This window comes from Paraburkholderia sp. JPY419 (assembly GCF_050435705.1).
In the GTDB taxonomy this organism is placed as follows: Bacteria; Pseudomonadota; Gammaproteobacteria; order Burkholderiales; family Burkholderiaceae; genus Paraburkholderia; species Paraburkholderia youngii.
The window spans coordinates 633,406-651,142 of sequence record NZ_JBNDKV010000004.1; the positions used below are offsets into that span (position 1 = coordinate 633,406).

15 protein-coding genes are annotated in these 17,737 nt (G+C 65.2%); 4 read left to right on the top strand and 11 right to left on the bottom strand.

Features of this window, described 5'->3' with window-relative positions; all coding sequences use genetic code 11:
- Positions 1-3: 3 nt before the first annotated feature.
- Entirely contained in the window at positions 4-1,149 is a 1,146-nt protein-coding gene (locus QFZ91_RS31450) for an acetate/propionate family kinase (RefSeq protein ID WP_368717763.1), read from the top strand.
- Positions 1,150-1,179: 30 nt separating this feature from the next.
- Here QFZ91_RS31450 and QFZ91_RS31455 read toward each other — a convergent pair whose 3' ends face one another.
- Entirely contained in the window at positions 1,180-1,434 is a 255-nt protein-coding gene (locus QFZ91_RS31455) for a BON domain-containing protein (RefSeq protein WP_176381482.1), read from the bottom strand.
- Between the two features lie 139 nt (positions 1,435-1,573).
- On the opposite strand from QFZ91_RS31455, the gene QFZ91_RS31460 reads away from it, so the two are divergent.
- Positions 1,574-1,969, top strand: a complete 396-nt coding sequence (locus tag QFZ91_RS31460; RefSeq protein WP_368717764.1) for a PaaI family thioesterase — start codon at positions 1,574-1,576, stop codon at positions 1,967-1,969.
- A 132-nt stretch (positions 1,970-2,101) separates the two neighbouring features.
- Positions 2,102-2,797: a YceH family protein gene (locus QFZ91_RS31465; RefSeq protein WP_429569568.1), complete on the top strand. Its 696-nt coding sequence runs from the start codon at positions 2,102-2,104 to the stop codon at positions 2,795-2,797.
- 41 nt (positions 2,798-2,838) lie between these two features.
- Here the strand turns inward: QFZ91_RS31465 and QFZ91_RS31470 are convergent, their stop codons facing one another.
- The 6 genes from QFZ91_RS31470 to QFZ91_RS31495 form a co-directional block, all read right to left on the bottom strand.
- Positions 2,839-3,357 carry an SLATT domain-containing protein gene (locus QFZ91_RS31470; RefSeq protein ID WP_176105924.1) on the bottom strand — a complete coding sequence of 173 codons (519 nt, stop codon included), beginning with the start codon at positions 3,355-3,357 and terminating at the stop codon, positions 2,839-2,841.
- 22 nt (positions 3,358-3,379) lie between these two features.
- On the bottom strand, positions 3,380-4,423 hold the full coding sequence (locus QFZ91_RS31475) for a rod shape-determining protein (protein WP_013091688.1): 1,044 nt from the start codon (positions 4,421-4,423) through the stop codon (positions 3,380-3,382).
- Positions 4,424-4,569: 146 nt separating this feature from the next.
- Entirely contained in the window at positions 4,570-5,427 is an 858-nt protein-coding gene (locus QFZ91_RS31480) for an IclR family transcriptional regulator (protein ID WP_429569569.1), read from the bottom strand.
- 85 nt (positions 5,428-5,512) lie between these two features.
- Positions 5,513-6,241 carry an SDR family NAD(P)-dependent oxidoreductase gene (locus QFZ91_RS31485; protein ID WP_429569570.1) on the bottom strand — a complete coding sequence of 243 codons (729 nt, stop codon included), beginning with the start codon at positions 6,239-6,241 and terminating at the stop codon, positions 5,513-5,515.
- A gap of 13 nt (positions 6,242-6,254) precedes the next feature.
- Positions 6,255-7,556 (bottom strand): MFS transporter, encoded by a 1,302-nt coding sequence (locus tag QFZ91_RS31490; RefSeq protein ID WP_429569571.1) that lies wholly within the window; start codon positions 7,554-7,556, stop codon positions 6,255-6,257.
- Between the two features lie 89 nt (positions 7,557-7,645).
- A complete protein-coding gene (locus tag QFZ91_RS31495; protein ID WP_429569572.1) occupies positions 7,646-8,167 on the bottom strand; it encodes a 2,4'-dihydroxyacetophenone dioxygenase family protein in 522 nt (173 codons plus the stop codon).
- Positions 8,168-8,495: 328 nt separating this feature from the next.
- Here QFZ91_RS31495 and QFZ91_RS31500 point away from each other — a divergent pair, with 328 nt between their 5' ends.
- Entirely contained in the window at positions 8,496-9,914 is a 1,419-nt protein-coding gene (locus QFZ91_RS31500) for a Do family serine endopeptidase (protein ID WP_429569573.1), read from the top strand.
- 63 nt (positions 9,915-9,977) lie between these two features.
- Here QFZ91_RS31500 and QFZ91_RS31505 read toward each other — a convergent pair whose 3' ends face one another.
- The 4 genes from QFZ91_RS31505 to QFZ91_RS31520 all read right to left on the bottom strand — a co-directional run bounded on the left by QFZ91_RS31505 (position 9,978) and on the right by QFZ91_RS31520 (position 17,719).
- On the bottom strand, positions 9,978-11,483 hold the full coding sequence (locus tag QFZ91_RS31505) for an efflux transporter outer membrane subunit (protein ID WP_429569574.1): 1,506 nt from the start codon (positions 11,481-11,483) through the stop codon (positions 9,978-9,980).
- Positions 11,476-14,673: a multidrug efflux RND transporter permease subunit gene (locus tag QFZ91_RS31510; RefSeq protein ID WP_429569575.1), complete on the bottom strand. Its 3,198-nt coding sequence runs from the start codon at positions 14,671-14,673 to the stop codon at positions 11,476-11,478. The genes QFZ91_RS31505 and QFZ91_RS31510 overlap by 8 nt, the downstream gene beginning before the upstream one ends.
- A gap of 11 nt (positions 14,674-14,684) precedes the next feature.
- Entirely contained in the window at positions 14,685-15,908 is a 1,224-nt protein-coding gene (locus QFZ91_RS31515; protein ID WP_429569576.1) for an efflux RND transporter periplasmic adaptor subunit, read from the bottom strand.
- A gap of 344 nt (positions 15,909-16,252) precedes the next feature.
- Positions 16,253-17,719: an amino acid permease gene (locus tag QFZ91_RS31520; RefSeq protein WP_429569577.1), complete on the bottom strand. Its 1,467-nt coding sequence runs from the start codon at positions 17,717-17,719 to the stop codon at positions 16,253-16,255.
- Positions 17,720-17,737 lie beyond the last annotated feature (18 nt).

Sequence of the window (17,737 nt, forward strand, 5' to 3'; positions counted from 1 at the left end):
ACCATGCACGACCACGATCAGGAACGCACGATCCTCGTGTTGAATAGCGGGTCCTCGTCGCTGAAGTTCGGGCTTTTCGCACCTTCGGCCGACGACGAAACGCTGCTGCTCGAAGGCGCGGCCGAGGGCATCGGCCGCACCGATGGCCGCCTGCGGATCAAGGCGGCCGACGGCCGCGTGCTGTTGCAGCAGGACCAGAAGCTCGACTCGCAGACCGAGGCGCTGCAACAGCTTTCGCAACTGCTCGTGCAGCAGCATCATGCGCGGCCCTCGGCGGTGGGGCATCGCGTCGTGCATGGCGGCCCGCATCTGCGCACGCACCAGCGCATCACCGACGACGTGCGCCGTCAGTTGCTCGACGCGCTGCACTTTGCGCCACTGCATATCCCGCCGGCACTCGAGTTGATCAACGAAGCCACGGAGATTTTCCGCGACGCTACGCATTACGCGTGCTTCGACACCGCGTTTCATGCGACGCTGCCGCCGCGCGCCGCGCGGCTCCCGCTGCCGCGCCGTTATGCGGACGCCGGCGTGATCCGCTATGGCTTTCACGGGCTGTCGTACGAATCGCTGGTCAAGCAACTCGGCGCGGCTTTGCCGTCGCGCGCGGTGTTCGCGCATCTCGGCAATGGTGCGAGCCTGTGCGCGCTGCTCGACGGCCGCTCGGTCGATACGACGATGGGCCTGACGCCGACCGGCGGCATCCCGATGGGCACGCGCAGCGGCGACCTCGATCCGGGCGTGCTGCTGTATCTGATGCGCGCGGAACGGCTCGACGCCGATGCGCTGGACACGCTGCTCAATCGCCAGAGCGGTCTGGCCGGTTACGCGGACGGCGAAAGCGACATGCAAGCGCTGCAAAAAAGCGCGGCGGCCGGCGATGCGCACGCGTCGCTCGCGCTCGATGCGTTTGCGACCGGAGTGCGCAAGACGATCGGCGGATACGCGGCACTGCTTGGCGGCATCGATCTGCTGGTGTTCACCGGCGGGATCGGCGAGCACAGCGCCGAGGTTCGGCGGCGCGTATGCGACGGTCTTGCGTTTCTTGGGCTGGTCGAGGGCGATCCGGCGGGCAAGGTGAGGGTGCTGCATACCGAGGAGGAGAAGCAGATCGCGCGGCATTGCCGGGAACTGCTGCTAGCGGGCTAGAGCTGACGCGCCTGATCCGCTTGAACCGCGTTATGCCGATTTGACGACGGTCCGGTCCGCGATGCCGGTGACGCCGAACAACCGCGTCACGTCTTCGAGCATCGCGATGCGCTGTGCTTCGCGCTGAAGCTCACCCGACAGCGTGATGCGCCCGCGCGTGACCTTCACGCGCACCGCGCGCGGCGGCACGGCCGAGTCCCACGCGAGACGGCGCGCCGCTTCCGCGGCGATCTGCGCATCGGTCAGGCGGGCAGGCTCGCCAGATTTCGAGCTAGCGGAGCGCATCGAGTCTCCACGAAACAGAATGTCAATCCCTTCACACTAGCAGATGCGGCGGAATTTGCCCGCGTGCGCGCCTGGCCGCGGCCGCGCGCGTTTCAAGGGTATGCTCACGGTTCGTTCCGACCGAGCCCACGCCCGAATCATGTCCGACTTTCCCATCGACAACCCGTTTCTCGAATCGCTCGGCGTGCGTCTGACGCAATGGCGCGACGGCTACGCTGAGCTGCTGATGCCGATCGACGCGAGCAAACTCAATCGTCAGGGCGTGCTGCAAGGCGGCGCGATCGCGACGCTGCTCGATGCCGCCGCGGGCTACGCGGGCCTGTATGCGCACCCGGGACAACCGGCGCGGCACGGCTTCACACTGTCGCTGACCACCAACTATCTGGACAAGGGGCTCGGCGCGACGGTCACCGCGAAGGGCTTTCTCGAACGGTCGGGCCGCTCCATTTTCTTTTCGCGCGCCGAAGCGTGGGTGGACGGCAAGCTGCTGATCGCGAGCGCGCAGGGCACCTTCAAGTATTCGAAGACCGCCTGACCCGCGACGCCGCCGGCAGCGCAGATTCCCGCACCGCGCGAACCGCGCCGCGTTTATCATAGTGGCCACCTGACAGAACGCGCCGTCCAGCCGCGAACGGCGCGCGCATCTTCCACGAGACCTCGCATCCCCATGAATTCGACTCCCGAAGCTCCTTCCCGACCCTCGCTGCGCGCGCTGACCGCGCTCGAAGGACGTGTTCTCGGTGTGCTCGTCGAAAAACAGAACACAGTACCCGACAGTTATCCGCTATCGCTGAACGCGCTGACGCTCGGCTGCAATCAGAAGACCGGCCGCGCGCCGGTGATGAACGCGACCGAGGCCGAGGTGCTGACCGCCATCGACGGCTTGAAACGCCTGAGCCTCGTGTTCGAGGGCAGCAGCAGCCGCGTGCCGCGCTTCGAGCACAACATGAACCGCGTGCTCGGACTGCCGGGACAGTCGATCGCGCTGTTGACCACGCTGCTGCTGCGCGGCCCGCAAACGGCCGCCGAATTGCGCCTGAACAGCGCGCGTCTGCATGGTTTCGCCGATATCTCGTCGGTCGAAGCGTTTCTCGACGAACTGGCCGCGAACGATCCGCCTCGCGTCGTCCGGCTGCCGCGCATGGCGGGCGAGCGCGAAAATCGCTGGATGCATCTGTTGTGCGGCGAGGTCAGCATCAGCGAAGCCGCGCAGTCGGCGGTTGCCGAGGACGACAGCGTGCCGCTGTCCGCATTCGAGGCGCTGAAGGCCGAGCAGAAGCGTCTCGCCGATGAAGTCAGCCGTCTGCAGGCCGTCGTGCGGCGCATGGCGGCCGAGCTGGGTATCAGCGCGGACGATTTGTGATCTGAATTGCAGACGGAAACGGAAACGCAAAGCCGCCCGTTTCACGCATCGCGCCGACGCGGCCTGTCCGCCAGCAACGTGCGCTGCGTGCGATAGAAGATCCGCGGCGGCACGTTCGGCGAGTCTTCTGCGAGACGGTCGAGTTCGGTACGAATCCCGGTGAGATAGTGCGCTTCGCGCGCATCGGCGTCGCCGGCAAACACCGCTTCGAGCCGCCGGCGCACCGCGCCATAGCGCGCACCGGCCGCGCGATGCTTCTCGGCACGCTCCGCATAGCGCAGGAACGTTTGCAACGCCGCGGAAATCGCCGCCGTCACGCTGACGAGCCCAACGAATATCCGCATCTCGAACGACACCGGCGGCACGCTCAACGACGCGAACACCGCCGTGCCGACGAACGCGGTCAGCGCGGTCACGAGCCAGCCCATGCGGCGCTCGCGCGCCGACAGCAGATCCGCCATGTCGTAATGGCTCATCTGCGATTCGCGCGCGCGGCGAATCCATTTCAACAGCAACTCGGTTTCGTCGACGGGCGGCTCGTAGGCGGGCAGGGTCGTCATCGTTCAGTGGTTGGCACGCACATCAATCGTAGGAAAACGAGCTGCCGAACTTCTCGATCCGCTCCAGCGCCATGCCCGAGCCGCGGACGACGCAGGTCAGCGGCGCCTCGGCGACGAACACCGGCAGGCCGGTTTCCTCGGCCAGCAGACGGTCGAGATCGCGCAGCAGCGCGCCGCCGCCGGCGAGCGTGATGCCGCGCTCGGCGATGTCCGCGCCGAGTTCCGGCGGCGTTTGTTCCAGTGCGATCTTCACTGACGACACGATCTGATTCAGCGGATCGGTCAGCGCTTCGAGAATTTCGTTGCTCGACACCGTGAAGCTGCGCGGAATGCCCTCGGACATGTTGCGGCCTTTGACTTCCATCTCCATGACCTCGGAGCCCGGAAACGCGGAGCCGATTTCCTTCTTGATCGCCTCGGCGGTCTGCTCGCCGATCAGCATGCCGTAGTTGCGGCGGATGTAATTGACGATGGCGTCGTCGAACTTGTCGCCGCCGACTCGCACCGAGCCCTTGTACACGATGCCGCCTAACGAGATCACGCCGACCTCGGTGGTGCCGCCGCCGATATCGACGACCATCGAGCCGGTCGCATCCGACACCGGCAGGCCGGCGCCCGTCGCGGCGGCCATCGGTTCCTCGATCAGATAGACCTGCGAGGCGCCCGCGCTATGCGCGGCCTCCTTGATCGCGCGACGCTCGACCTGGGTCGAACCGCATGGCACGCAGATGATGATGCGCGGCGATGGTGCAAAGAGCCGCGACTCGTGCGCCATCTGGATGAAGCGCTTGATCATCTGCTGGGTGATGTTGAAATCGGCGATCACGCCGTCTTTCATCGGCCGGATCGCCTCGATGTTGCCCGGCACCTTGCCGAGCATCTGCTTCGCTTCACGGCCCACGGCGAGGATGATCTTCTTGCCGTTCGGCCCGCCTTCCTGGCGGATCGACACGACCGACGGCTCGTCGAGAACGATGCCCTTGCCGCGCATGTAGATCAGCGTGTTCGACGTGCCGAGGTCGATCGCGAGGTCGTTGGAAAAGTAGCCGCGCAGAAAACCGAACATGCGTATTCCTGTCTTTGCGAAGGCGGGCGCGCGAGCGCCGCCGGGAGCTTGTCGGGGTCTGCCGCTTGCACGCGGCGGGCGGCCAGAGCGGCCGCGCGACAGCAAGAATAGCAGTTTATCGACGGCCGCGGCCGCACTATCGTCCGCTATCTGCCGCTCGCCGGGCCCAGCCGCGCCGCGATCGTGCGGCAAACCGCAAGCAGCGGCTCGATGTAAGTAGCTTGCACATCGTCGCGACGGCGGAAGGTCGGCATGCTGATGCTCACGCAGCCGGCCGCGCGGCCGTCCGGGCCGAGAATCGCGGCGCCGTAGCAGCAGATCGATGCTTCGTTCTCCTCGCGATCCTCCGCGTAGCCGCGTTGCGCGGTCGCATCGATCTCGCGGCGCACGGCGTCGAGGTCGGTCAGCGTGTGCTCGGTGAAACGCGCGAGTGGCGCGTTCTTCAGCAGCGCCTCGCGCTCGGGCAACGTGAGTGTCGCCAGATACGCCTTGCCGACCGCGCTCGACGTCAGCGACACGCGCGTGCCGATGCGCGAGGCCATGCGCACCGCGTGCGGGCTTTCGAGCTTTTCGATGTAGACCATCTCGCCCTGACTCGACACCGCGAGGTGGATCGTCTCCGACGTGAGGTCGCGCAACGCCATCAACGCATCGACGGCCGCGAGCCGCAGGTCCGAGCGCTCCCAGCTATGGCTCGCGAGATTGATCAGGCGCGCTCCGAGGCCGAAGGTGTTGCCGCTGCCGCTCGCGATGACCAGCCCTTCGGCCTGCAATGCGGCGACAATGCGATGCACGGTCGGGCGAGGATAGCCGCTCGCCGCGCTCAGTTTCGCGACGTTGGGCGGAGTTGGCGCATCGGCGATCAGTTGCAGCACCGCGATGAACTTCGAGAACGCGGCGGCGCCGGCGACAGCCTTGGAGTCGGTCTTGTTTTCAGCGTGCCGGACGGCATCATGGCGGGGCGGGCCAGCGCGCGAAGAGGGTTTGGAAGCGGAACTGGACATTACACGGAGGCAGGGCAGGGGTACGCAATTATGCCTTTATCGATGGCCCCAATCGACGGTGACGCCGCTTCACGCAACGACTCGCTCACGCGACCAGATACCCGCCGTCGACCGGCACGATCGCGCCCGTCATGAACGACGCCGCCGGCGTGCAGAGGAACACCGCGACCTGCGCGACTTCTTCCGGCGTGCCCCAGCGACGCAGCGGTGTGCGCTCGAGAATTGCCTGCGAGCGGCCAGCGTCGTCCTGCAACGCCTGCGTGAGCGGCGTTGCGATCCAGCCCGGCGCAACCGCATTGACGCGAATGCCGTCGGCCGCATACGCGATCGCGAGCGACTTTGTTAGCTGCGCCACCGCGCCCTTGCTCGCGCTATAGGCGGGCACGAGACCGCCGCCGAAAAAACTCAGCATCGACGCCGTGTTCACGATGCAGCCCGCCGATGCCTTCAGCAAGTCGCGCGCGGCCGCGCACACCCGCATCGTGCCATTCAGATTGATATCCATCACGCGTTCGAACACGTCGAGCCGATGTTCTTCGACGCGGCTGATCACGCCCGCGCAGTTGACCACGATGTCGAGACGCTCGAACGCGTTAACCGCTGCGCTTACCGCCTCGGCCGAGCGCACGTCCAGCGTGACGCGCGGAATCTCGCGATCGAGCGTATCGGGTGCGCGTTCGGGCAGCGGCAAACCGGCGGCCACCGTGTGCGCCCCGAGTTGCGCGAGCGCGTTGGCGATTGCCGCGCCGATGCCGGACAAGCCGCCGGTCACGAACGCGGTCTTGCCTTCGAGTAGCTGATTCGGGAATGTCATGTGAGAAGCCGCGTCAGGTGGGTTGGGTCTCGATCGAGGTCGCGAGCGGCGCGGGCGCGACTTCCTTGACGACGAACAGATAGACGAGCGCCGCCGCGAACGCAACCGCCGCGCTGATGAGGAGCGCATTGACGAACGAATGCGTCTGATCGACGACGATGCCGGTGATCACCGGCGCGAACGAGCCGCCCAGATAGCCGCCGAAGTTCTGCATGCTGCCGAGCGACGCCACCAGATGGCGCGGCGCGGCGACGCTGACGAGCGCCCATGCGCTGCCGCTCGACAGGTTCACGAACAGCATCGCGAGCGACACGTAGACGATCGCGAGCGTCGTGCTCGGGGTGTAGGCGGCCGGCACCGTGAACGCGGCCGCGCCGACGAGGCCGATGCACAGCGGCCACTTGCGGCTGCGGATCGGCGCCATGCCGCGCTTCAACAGGTAGTCGGCGATCACGCCGCTGCTCGCCATGCCGATCGTGCCGAACACATAGGGAATCGCGACAAGCCATCCGGTGTGCGCGATGCTCAAATGACGCTCGCGCTCCAGATAGCCGGGCAGCCAGGTCAGATAGAGCCACACCATGTAGATCACGCCCATGAAGCCGAAGATCATGCCCCACGTATTGCGCAGCTTGAACAGCGCGCCCCATTCGGACCAGCTGAGGCCCTGCGGGTTTTCCTGGGCGGTTGCGCCTTCGTTCAAATGCGCGGTTTCGGCTTCGGTCAGCGCGATTTCGCTGCGATTACGATAGACGACGTACCACGCGAGCGCGACGATGATGCCGACCACGCCCATGATGACGAACATCGTTCGCCATCCGAAGGCCAGCATCAGCACCGTGAGCAGCGGCGGCGCGATCATCGGCGCGATGGTGGATGACGAGATGAAGGTGCCGATCGGCGTGCCGCGCTCGCGTAACGCGAACCATTCGCTGACGACTTTCGCGCCGGCCGGAAAGAGCGGCGCCTCGGCGATGCCGAGCACGACCCGCGCGCTCAGGAAGTGATTGAGCGTCTGGATGAAGCCGCCCGCGACCTGGGCGATCGACCATACGAGCATGCCGAGGCCGAGCATCACGCGCGAGCCGAAACGGTCGAGCAGTGCGCCGACCGGCAACTGAGCGAACGCGTACGACAACGAGAACGCGGACAGCAGCAGCCCCATCTGCGAAGCGGACAGATGCAACTCCTCGCTGACCAGGTGATTCGCGATCGACAGCGTGCTGCGGTCGAGATAATTGACGATGCCCGCAACCGTCAGGAAGACGACGGCGACTACCTGGATACGTTTCAGACGTTGCGACTTCTGAAGCATGCTTGTCTCCTGCGCAATGTGTCCTGCTGTGGGGGGATGGTGTTGCTGTGATGCCTGGTATTGCAGAGTCGTTGGGCGCGTTGCGTTGTTTAGCGGATGAACTGATCGACGTAGTCTTCGCCGAGCCCGACCGCCGTGTAGTGCTTGCGGCACATGTCGATCTTCGTGAACACGTCTTCGTAGCCGGTGTGGTTGCCGTACGGATCGCAATAGAACATCACGCCGTTGACCTGGAAGTACGTGATCATTTCCTCGACGTCCTCGGGCACATACAAGGTATGCGTTTCGCCCGGCGGCTCGTACACGTAGCTGCCTTCGGTTGCGACCCAATCATGTTCGAGATAGCGCCAGTGGCCCTTGAGCACCATGCCATGCACGGCCTGCGGATGACGATGCCGGCTCAGCACACCCGAGCGGCGCACGCGCAGCAGATTCATCCAGTATCCCTGCGACGCGTTCAGGCACAGCGGACGGAACGACACGTTTTCGGCCTGCGGGACCCACACGCGTTCGTCGGCCGGAATCGCGAAGGGCACGACGATTTCCTTTTGCGCTTCTTTCGGGAACGGCAGCTGGTACCGCGTCAAATCGGATTGATTGGCCTCTGGCATGGGGAAATTCCTCGCGAAGTGTGCCAAAAGAACTTGACGTCCACATTGTGGATAACAAGTCCACGATATGGTTATTATCGGAACCGGTTTCGGCGAGGTCAATCCTGGGGAAATCACCGGTCGGGCACGATAAGCCACTCGTGAATTCATCCTCACATCGCGCGACAGGTGCATGCGCAACGGTGGCCACAAGCGCACGACGCGCAAATAACCCATAAATCAAGGCTTCTTCGCCTGTTCTGATCGAGCACCATCTTTAAGCCTTGTTTAAGAGGAGGCCACTACATTACGCATCCATCTCGAAATTTTCGGCAATATTCCCTTGACTATGACCACGAAAAAATACTGGAGCGGTAGCGCTGCGATTTGCGTAGTACTCGCCTTTGGCGGCGCGTATGCACTGAGCCATCGCAGTGCCGATGCATCCGTGAGCAGCACGCAGGGCTCGACGTCGTCGCTGCACGCGGTGTCCGATATCGTCGGCTCGCGCTCGTCGGCGCCCGACTTCTCCAGCATCGTCACGCGCTATGGTCCGGCGGTCGTGCATATCGGCGTCAAGGAAGCCGCGTCGATCGACGAGAACGGTCAACGCAAGAGCGGCGGCGAAGCGCTCGGCTCGGGCTTCATCATCAGCCAGGACGGGTACATCCTGACCAACAATCACGTCGTCGACGGCGCGACCAGCGTGAGCGTGAAGCTCACCGACGGCCGTGAATTCCGCGCCCGCGTGATCGGCAAGGACAAGACCACCGACGTCGCCGTCGTCAAGATCGACGCGAACAATCTGCCGACCGTGAAGATCGGCAACCCGGACAGCAGCAAGGTCGGCGAATGGGTCGTAGCGATTGGCTCGCCCTACGGCTTCGACAGCACGGTGACTTCGGGCATCATCAGCGCGAAATCGCGCTCGATGTCCGACGATAGCCCGATCCCGTTCATCCAGACCGACGTGCCGGTCAATCCGGGCAACTCGGGCGGTCCGCTGTTCAATCTGAATGGCGAAGTGATCGGCATCAACTCGATGATCTACTCGCGCACTGGCGGCTTCCAGGGTCTGTCGTTCGCGATTCCGATCGATGCGGCGATGCATGTAAAAGACCAGCTCGTGAGCACTGGTCACGTGACTCGCGGCCGCATCGGCGTGGCCGTGCAACCGCTCAGCGCCGACAAGGCGAAGGCGCTCGGCCTCGACTCGACGGGCGGCGCACTGGTCGGCTCCGTCGATCCGAATGGTCCCGCGCACGCAGCCGGTCTGCGCCAGGGCGACGTGATCGTCGGCGTGAACGGCAAGCATATCGATAACACCAGGGAATTGGTCGGTCAGGTTGCGCAACTGTCGCCGGGCAGCAAAGCGACGATCAGCGTGTGGCGCAACGGCAGCGAAAACAAGCTGTCGGTGACGGTGGGCACGCAGCAAGCGTCGGACTTGGCGTCGGCCGAGCCGCGCGAAGAGCAGCAGCCCCAACCGCAGCAGCAAAACCGTCCGCGTCTGGGCGTCGCCGTGCGCCCGCTGAGCCGTGACGAATTGCAGCAAGCGCAGTTGCCGGGCGGCGTGGTGGTGCAGCAGGCCACCGGTCCGGCCGCCGAGGCAGGCATTCAGGCGGGTGACATCATCGTTGCCGTCGACGGCAAGGTGATTCGCGGCGTCGAACAGTTGCGCCGCATGATCGCGCAGGCGGACGACAGCGTGTCCGTCACCGTGGTGCGCGATGGTGAACAAGCGTCGGTCGACGTGACGCTTGGCTGATGAGTAGAAACCGCCGGTGCAATGCCGGCGGCGGGCACGACGCGCTGATGCAGCGCGCGTGCCTCAGTTGGACGGCTGGACCCCATCCGCGTGTGACGTGCTTTGCGATACGTTCGGCGGCTCGTCGGGTCCACCCCCCAACGCGACGTAAAGCGACACGCCATTCTGCAAGGCCGTCGCCCGAAGCTGGATCAATTGCTGCTCGGCGGCAAACTGATTGCGTCGCGCATCCACTACCTCGAGATAGATCGAGATCCCGTTTTCGTAGCGCAACTGCGCCGTTTCGGCGAGCTGCCGCTGCGCCTGCACCGCCTGTTCCTGCGCCGCGATCTGCTCCTTGTAGCGTTGCCGTGCGACCAATGCATCGGAGACCTCGCGAAACGCGTTCTGCACCGTGCGCTGATAGTCGGCGACCAGCTCGTCGCGCCGCGCGCGCGCCTGCGCGAGTTGCGCCTGGCGCTGTCCCGCATCGAAGATCGGCATGCCGACCAGCGCGCCGAACGACCACGCCTGCTTGGCCGGCACGAACAGATCGCCGAGTTCGGGCGACACATAACCGAAGCTGCCCGTCAGCGCGATGCGCGGGAAAAAGTCAGCGCGAGCGGCGCCGATGTCGGCATTGGCCGCGCGCAGCTGCTGCTCGGCCTGCTGGATGTCCGGCCGGTCGATCAGCAACGCGGAGGGCAGGCCCGCATCGAGTTCGCGGAACTGCGCGGCGTCGGCGATAGGCGGCGCTTGCGGTAGCGCCTCGTTCAGCGGCCCGCCGATCAGCACCTCGAGCAGATTGCGCTGCTGCGCGGTGGTCCGTTGCAGCTCCGCGAGCTGCGTTTGCGCCTGCGTGACGAGAATGGCGGCCTGGTCGTAATCGACCATCGACGTGACGCCCGCGTCGAGCCGCATCTTCGCGACTTCTAGCGCGTAGCGCCGGCTGTCGAGCGTCTGTTGCGCGAGCGCGATGCCTTCTTCCCCCGAACGGATCGCGTAGTAGTTCGACGCGACATTGCCGATCAGCGACAAACGGAACGCGTGCTGCGCGTCGACGGTGGCCAGATACCGGCGCCGCGCCGCTTCGCTGGTGTTGCGCACGCGCCCCCAGAAGTCGAGTTCGAACGACGTCACCGCGGCCTGCACGTTGTACTGGTTGAACTGGACCGAGATGTCAGTGTTGTCGAACTCGGGATCGATCGAACCGAGCGGCGCCTTCGTGCGGGTCGCAGCCGCGTTCGCATTGACCTGCGGCAAACGCGCGGCGTTCTGGATGCGATAGAACGCGCGCGCCTGCTCGATGCGCGCGACCGACGCGGCGAGATCGCGGTTGTGCTCGAGCGCGGCCTCGATCAGCAGCTTCAGTCGCGGATCGGCGAAGAAGGTCTGCCAGTCGACTTCGCTTGCCAGATGCGCGGTGGCCGGATTGGCGGTCTCCGTCGTGTCGAAATGATCGGCGATCGGCAGTGAGGGCTGCTGATACTTCGGCGCAAAGTTGCAGGCGGCGAGCGAGCAGCAGAAGAAGGGCAGCAGCAGGCGCTTATGAAGGCACCGATGAAGGCTCTGATGAAGGCTCTTAGGCATCGCGCTGCCCTCCACCCAATTCGTCCGGCGTGGCCGTTGGCCGATCGTCATCGTCCAGATCGATGCTGCGCTTCTTGCGGCTCAGCCAGCGACGCGCGGCCACATAGAACAGCGGCGTAAAGAAGATGCCGAACATCGTCGCGGTCAGCATGCTGCCCATCACGCCGGTGCCGACCGCGCGCCGGCTCGCAGCGCCCGCGCCGGTCGCGAGCACGAGCGGCAGCATGCCCAGCACGAACGTGACGCTAGTCATCAGAATAGGGCGCAGACGCTGCTGCGCGCCGTTCTTCGCGGCGGCCAGCGCGTCCTTTCCTGCGGCTTCCTCCTTGATCGCGAACTCGACGATCAGAATCGCGTTCTTCGCGGCAAGGCCGATGATCGTCACGAGGCCGATGTTGAAGTACACGTCCGCGGACAGTCCACGCAGCATCGTCAGCACTACCGCGCCGATCACGCCGAACGGGATGATCAGCAACACCGCGACCGGAATCGCCCAGCTCTCGTACAGCGCCGCGAGCAGCAGGAACACGACCACGAGCGACAACCCCAGCAGCATGCCGATCTGGCCGCTCGCCTGTTTTTCCTCGAACGCGGTGCCGGTCCATTCGTAGCTCATGCTGCCGGTCAACACGCGCGACGCGATGCGTTCCATCTCGGCGATCGCCGCGCCGCTCGAACGGCCGGGCGCGGCCTGCCCCGACAGCGTCGCGGACGGAAAGCCGTTATAGCGTTCGAGCTGCTGCGGCCCGGAAATCCAGCGCACGTGCGAGAACGCCGAGAACGGCACCATCTCGCCGCGGTTGTTGCGCAGGCGCAGCGCGCTCACGTCCTCGGCGCGCATGCGTTGTTCGGCGTCCGCCTGCAACAGCACGCGCAGTACGTTGCCCTCGAACACGAAGTCGTTCACGTAGTTCGAACCGAACGTCAGCGCAAGCGCCTGGTTCACCTGGCCGATCTGCAGACCGAGCGCGCGCGCCTTCACGCGGTCGATCTCGACATACAGTTGCGGCGCCTCCGGCATGCCCTCGGCGCGCACGCCGGCGAGAAGAGGGCTTTGCGACGCCTCGATCATCATGCGCCGCGCGGCCTGTTGCAGCGCTTCGCCGCCGACGCCGCTGCGATCCTGGATCTTCATCGTGAAGCCGGTCGCGGTGCCGAGCGACGGAATCGGCGGCGGATCGAGCGCAAAAATGATCGCCTCGGGAATCTGCCGGAACGCGGCGTTCGCGCGACGCACCAGCGCGCTCGCCGAATTCTCCTCGCCCGAGCGCTCGTCCCACGGCTTCAGATCGACGAACGACAGCGCCGCCGATTGCCCCTGGCCGAAGAAGCTGAAGCCCGTCACGGACGCGACGTTGCGCACCTGCGGCTGCGTTCGCAGAAACGCCTCGACCTGATCGATTGCGCGCTGCGTGCGCTGGTCGGTGGAACCCGGCGGCCCGGTATAGGTGACGAAAATGTATCCCTGGTCCTCGGTCGGCAGAAAGCCGGTCGGCAGCCGCGTGAAGAAAAACGCGGTGATTGCGCAGGCCGCGACGAACACCAGCAGCCAGCGCAGCGGCGAGCGCAACATCGCATCGACGCCGCCGATATAGCGCGTGGTGCCCGCTTCGAGCCCGCGATTGAAGCCGCCGAACACGCCGTGCAGCAGACGTGAGGCCGGGTTCTTCGGCCGTTCCTTTGACGCCGCCTCGCTGCGCAACATCGCCGCGCACAACGCTGCGCCGAGTGTCAGCGCCAGCACCGTCGACAGCAGGATCGACACCGCGAGCGTGACCGAAAACTGCCGGTAGATGCCGCCCGTCGAGCCCGGAAAGAACGCCATCGGAATGAACACCGCGACGAGCACCAGCGTACTCGCGATCGCCGCGCCCGAAATCTGCCCGATCGCTTTCACCGTTGCGCGCGGCGCGCCGAGCCCTTCCTCGCGCATGATGCGCGCGACGTTTTCGACGACGACGATCGCGTCGTCGTTGAGAATACCGATCGCGACCACCATGCCGAACAGCGACAGAATGTTGATCGACAGCCCGAACAGATACAGCCCCACACAGGTGCCGATCAGCGCGATCGGCACGACGATGGTCGGAATCAGGGTCGCGCGCCAGTCCTGCAGGAACAGGAACACGACGACGGTCACGAGCAGCAGCGCCTCGATCATCGTGCGGATCACGCCGTGCACCGAGGTCGTGATGAACGGCGTGGTGTCGAATGGCACGGTCCACGTGACGCCGCGCGGGAAGATCGGCTGCAATTCGCTCATGCGCTGGCGCACCGCGTTGGCGACCGCGAGCGCATTCGCGCCGCTCGCGAGCTGGATCGCGATGCCGGCCGACGCCTTGCCGTTGACGGTGAGCCGGTTGCCATAGCTGTCGTTGCCGAGCTCGACGCGCGCGACGTCGCCCACCCGCACGGTCGAGCCATCCGGATTCGCGCGCACGATGATTTCGCGGAACTGCTCGGGCGTCGTGAAGCGGCTTTGCGTGACGATCTGCGCGGTGAATTCGGAGCCCGGCGCGATCGGCTGATCGCCAAGGCCGCCGCCGGCGGTCTGGCTGTTCTGCTCCTGGATCGCCTGCAGCACCTCGCTTGCCGACAGACCAAAGCCCGCGAGCTTGCGCGGATCGATCCAGATCCGCATCGCGTACGACGAGCCGAATAGCTGTACATCGCCGACGCCGTCGATCCGGCGCAGCTCATTGACGATGTTGTTCGACGCGAAGTTGCCCATCGCGACGGCGCTGGTGGAGCTGTCGGTCGCCTGCAGCGCAAGCAGCATCAGAAAGCCCGATGACGCCTTCGTCACGCGCACGCCGACCTGTCGGACTTCGAGCGGCAGGCGCGGCTCGACGCGGCTCAGACGGTCCTGCACCTGGCTGCGCGCGACGTCGAGATCGGTGCCGGGCTTCAGCACCACGGTGATCTGCATCGTGCCGTTCGAGCGGCTCACCGACGACATGTACAGGAAATTGTCGATGCCGTTCATCTCGTCTTCGACGATCGACGTGACGGTGCGCTCGAACGTGCTCGCGTCGGCGCCGCTGTACACCGCGGTGATGCTGAGCGACGGCGGGGCGACGTCGGGGTACTGCTCGACCGGCAGCAGCGCGAGCGCGATCGCGCCGAACAGCACGATGAACAGCGCGATGACCCACGCGAAAACCGGCCGGGCGACGAAGAATCGATTCATCGGGCCGCCCGTCAGTGCGCGGCAGAAGCGGGGGCGGCGGGCTTGGCCAACTGCGCGGCCGGCTGCGCCGCTGGCGAAGCATCGGGCGCGGGCCGCGCGTCGACATGCTGACCCGGTTGCACCTTCTGCCAGCCGTCGACGATCAGGCGCTCGCCGGGCTTCAAACCACCGCGCACGGTCCAGCGTCCTTCGCCCTGTTCGCCCAGATCGATGTTGCGGCGAACCACGGTGCCGTCGTCGGCGACCAGCGCGACGCTCGCAACGCCGTTGTCGAGTTGCACCGCCCGCTCGGGAATACGGATGCCCTGCAGAGTGCCCGTCGCGATGATGCGCCCGCGCACGAATTGCCCCGGCAACAGCGTGCGGTCCGGATTCGCGAAGCGCGCGCGCACCGTCTGCGTGCCGGTCGATGGATCGATGACGAGATCGGCGAAGTCGAGAAAACCGCGCTCGTTGTAGACCTGGCCGTTGGCGAGGATCAGTTGCACTTCGACGTGCTTCATGCTGGTCGGCTTGCGCGCGCCCGACTGGATCTGCTGCTCGACATCGAGCATCACGGTATTCGACTGCGTGAACACCGCGTTGATCGGCGTCAGCTGATTGACCTGCGTGAGCAGCGTGGCCGCACCCGCGCTGACGAGCGCGCCTTCGGTGACGAGCGCGCGGCCCGCGCGCCCGGCGATCGGCGTGCGTATGATGCAGCGATCCAGCCGCAGTTGCGCAAGCGCAACCGCGGCTTGCGCATCGGAGACATTGGCCTGGGCCTGCTGCATCGTCGCGAGCGCGGCGTCGTATTCCTGCGCGCTGACCGCATGACGGCCGACGAGCGGCTTGAACCGCTCCACGACCGACGCCGCGTTGTCTCGCACGGCGGTCGCGCGCGTGAGCGCGGCCTGCGCCTGCTGCAACTGCGCGCGATAGTCGCTCGCGTCGATCTGGAAGAGCGGGGCGTTGGCCGGCAGGTCCGTGCCTTCCTGATAGAGCGTGCGCTCGACGATGCCATCGACGCGCGCGCGAATCTCGGCGGTGCGCACGGCCTCGATACGGCCCGGCAACTCGACGACATCGGCGACAGGGGTGGTGGAAACCGTTTCGACCAGCACGGGAACCGGCGGCGGCATCGACGCGGCGGTCGGAGTCTGCGACCGGTCGTTGCAGGCGGCAAGCAGGAACGGCAAACCGGTGATCAGCAGCGATACGGCACGACTACGCAGGCGGAATGCGGAGCAAGGCAAGAGAAACTCCTTTGATCAAGGCAGTCTTTTTTGCGCGTGAGATCGGTGACGGTTTTTCCGGTTTGCGGTCGAATTAACTATTCGGAACGAGTGTTGACGCGTTAATGCGCGGGAAAATATTTCCGTTGATCCTACCGCGTCTGGGTGGCTTGTCAATTTATTCTTGGTGTCGCGAGTGGGAGGGCTTGCCGCTCGCAAGCGAGACAGCGCGTGGGTCGCCGAACAGAGACGCAGCGCGCATGCCCAAAGAGACCGCCAGGTTGAATGGCAATCGTCAATTACGTGTCAATTACCATCCAGCAATCGCCGCTATTTAAAGGCATGCAATTGTCACCCAATAACAGTCACGCACGCTTGCGCTCCGGATGGCGCAACACCGAATGATTGCGGCCGTATGACAGATAAATCGTCATGCCGATCACGAGCCACACGACGAGCCGCAGCCACGTGACGAGCGGCAGGCCGACCATCAGCAGCACGCAGAACAGGATGCCGAGCACCGGCACGACCGGTACGCCGGGCGCCCGGAATGGACGCGCCGCCTCCGAGTCGCTGCGCCGCAGATAGATCACCGCGCCGCACACGAGCACGAACGCGAACAGCGTGCCGATGCTGACCATCTCGCCGAGCACGCCGATCGGCGTCAGCGCAGAGACGATCGCGACGACCGTGCCGATCAGGATCTGGCTCAGATAAGGTGTATGCAGACGCAGATGCACCTTCGCGAAAAAGTGCGGCAACAGACCGTCTTGCGACATCGTGAAGAAGATGCGGCTTTGTCCATAGAGCAGCACGAGTATCACGGTGGTCAGCCCCGTCAACGCGCCGATTTTGATCAGGATCGCGAACCACGTGAGCCCGATCGTGTCGACGCCCTTGGCGATCGGATCGGGAACGTTCAGCTCGGTGTAGGGAACGAGGCCGGTCAGCACGGCGGCGACGAGGATGTACAGCACCGTGCAGATGATCAGCGAGCCGAGAATGCCGATCGGCATGTCGCGCTGCGGCTGTCGCGCCTCCTGCGCGGCGGTGGACACAGCATCGAAGCCGATGAACGCGAAGAACACCACGGCCGAGCCGCGCAGGATGCCGCTCATGCCGAAACTGCCGAACTGCCCGGTATTGGCAGGAATGAACGGATGCCAGTGTTCCGGCTTGATGAAAAACAGGCCGATCGCGATAAATGCGACCACCACGGTCAGCTTGACCGCGACCATCACGTTGTTCAGGCGCGCCGATTCCCTGGTCCCCAACACGAGCAACGTGGTCAGGATCGCGATGATCACCACCGCCGGCAGGTTGATCACGCCGGTGACCGTCGAGCCGTCGGCCAGTTTGACGACGGTGCCGGGGGCGGCGGCGAGGGTAGGTGGAATGTCGATACCGACATTGCGCAACAGGCTCACGATATAGCCGGACCAGCCGACCGCGACGGTCGCGGCGCCCATCGCGTACTCGAGGATCAGGTCCCAGCCGATGATCCACGCGAAGATTTCGCCGAGCGTTGCATACGTGTACGTGTAGCTGCTGCCGCACACGGGCAGCATCGCCGCGAGCTCCGAATAGCACAGGCCGACAAACGCGCACGCGATGCCGCCCAGGATGAACGACAGCGTGATGGCCGGGCCCGCGAACTGCGCGGCGGCGGTCCCCGTCAGCACGAAGATGCCGGCGCCGATGATCGCACCGATGCCCATCGCGGTGATACTCGTCGCGCCCAGCGTTTTCGACAGATGGCGGCCTTCTTCGACGTCGGCGCTGGCGACGATCTCAGCGATGGTTTTGCGTGCCATGTAACCGGTATCGGCCATGATGAGTCGTCCCTTTTT

Bases quoted from the DNA above. Each gene is read 5' to 3' on its own strand.
- QFZ91_RS31450 (WP_368717763.1), top strand. From the start codon at position 4: ATGCACGACCACGATCAGGAACGCACGATCCTCGTGTTGAATAGCGGG.
- QFZ91_RS31455 (WP_176381482.1), bottom strand. From the start codon at position 1,434: ATGCGCTCCGCTAGCTCGAAATCTGGCGAGCCTGCCCGCCTGACCGAT.
- QFZ91_RS31460 (WP_368717764.1), top strand. From the start codon at position 1,574: ATGTCCGACTTTCCCATCGACAACCCGTTTCTCGAATCGCTCGGCGTG.
- QFZ91_RS31465 (WP_429569568.1), top strand. From the start codon at position 2,102: ATGAATTCGACTCCCGAAGCTCCTTCCCGACCCTCGCTGCGCGCGCTG.
- QFZ91_RS31470 (WP_176105924.1), bottom strand. From the start codon at position 3,357: ATGACGACCCTGCCCGCCTACGAGCCGCCCGTCGACGAAACCGAGTTG.
- QFZ91_RS31475 (WP_013091688.1), bottom strand. From the start codon at position 4,423: ATGTTCGGTTTTCTGCGCGGCTACTTTTCCAACGACCTCGCGATCGAC.
- QFZ91_RS31480 (WP_429569569.1), bottom strand. From the start codon at position 5,427: ATGTCCAGTTCCGCTTCCAAACCCTCTTCGCGCGCTGGCCCGCCCCGC.
- QFZ91_RS31485 (WP_429569570.1), bottom strand. From the start codon at position 6,241: ATGACATTCCCGAATCAGCTACTCGAAGGCAAGACCGCGTTCGTGACC.
- QFZ91_RS31490 (WP_429569571.1), bottom strand. From the start codon at position 7,556: ATGCTTCAGAAGTCGCAACGTCTGAAACGTATCCAGGTAGTCGCCGTC.
- QFZ91_RS31495 (WP_429569572.1), bottom strand. From the start codon at position 8,167: ATGCCAGAGGCCAATCAATCCGATTTGACGCGGTACCAGCTGCCGTTC.
- QFZ91_RS31500 (WP_429569573.1), top strand. From the start codon at position 8,496: ATGACCACGAAAAAATACTGGAGCGGTAGCGCTGCGATTTGCGTAGTA.
- QFZ91_RS31505 (WP_429569574.1), bottom strand. From the start codon at position 11,483: ATGCCTAAGAGCCTTCATCAGAGCCTTCATCGGTGCCTTCATAAGCGC.
- QFZ91_RS31510 (WP_429569575.1), bottom strand. From the start codon at position 14,673: ATGAATCGATTCTTCGTCGCCCGGCCGGTTTTCGCGTGGGTCATCGCG.
- QFZ91_RS31520 (WP_429569577.1), bottom strand. From the start codon at position 17,719: ATGGCCGATACCGGTTACATGGCACGCAAAACCATCGCTGAGATCGTC.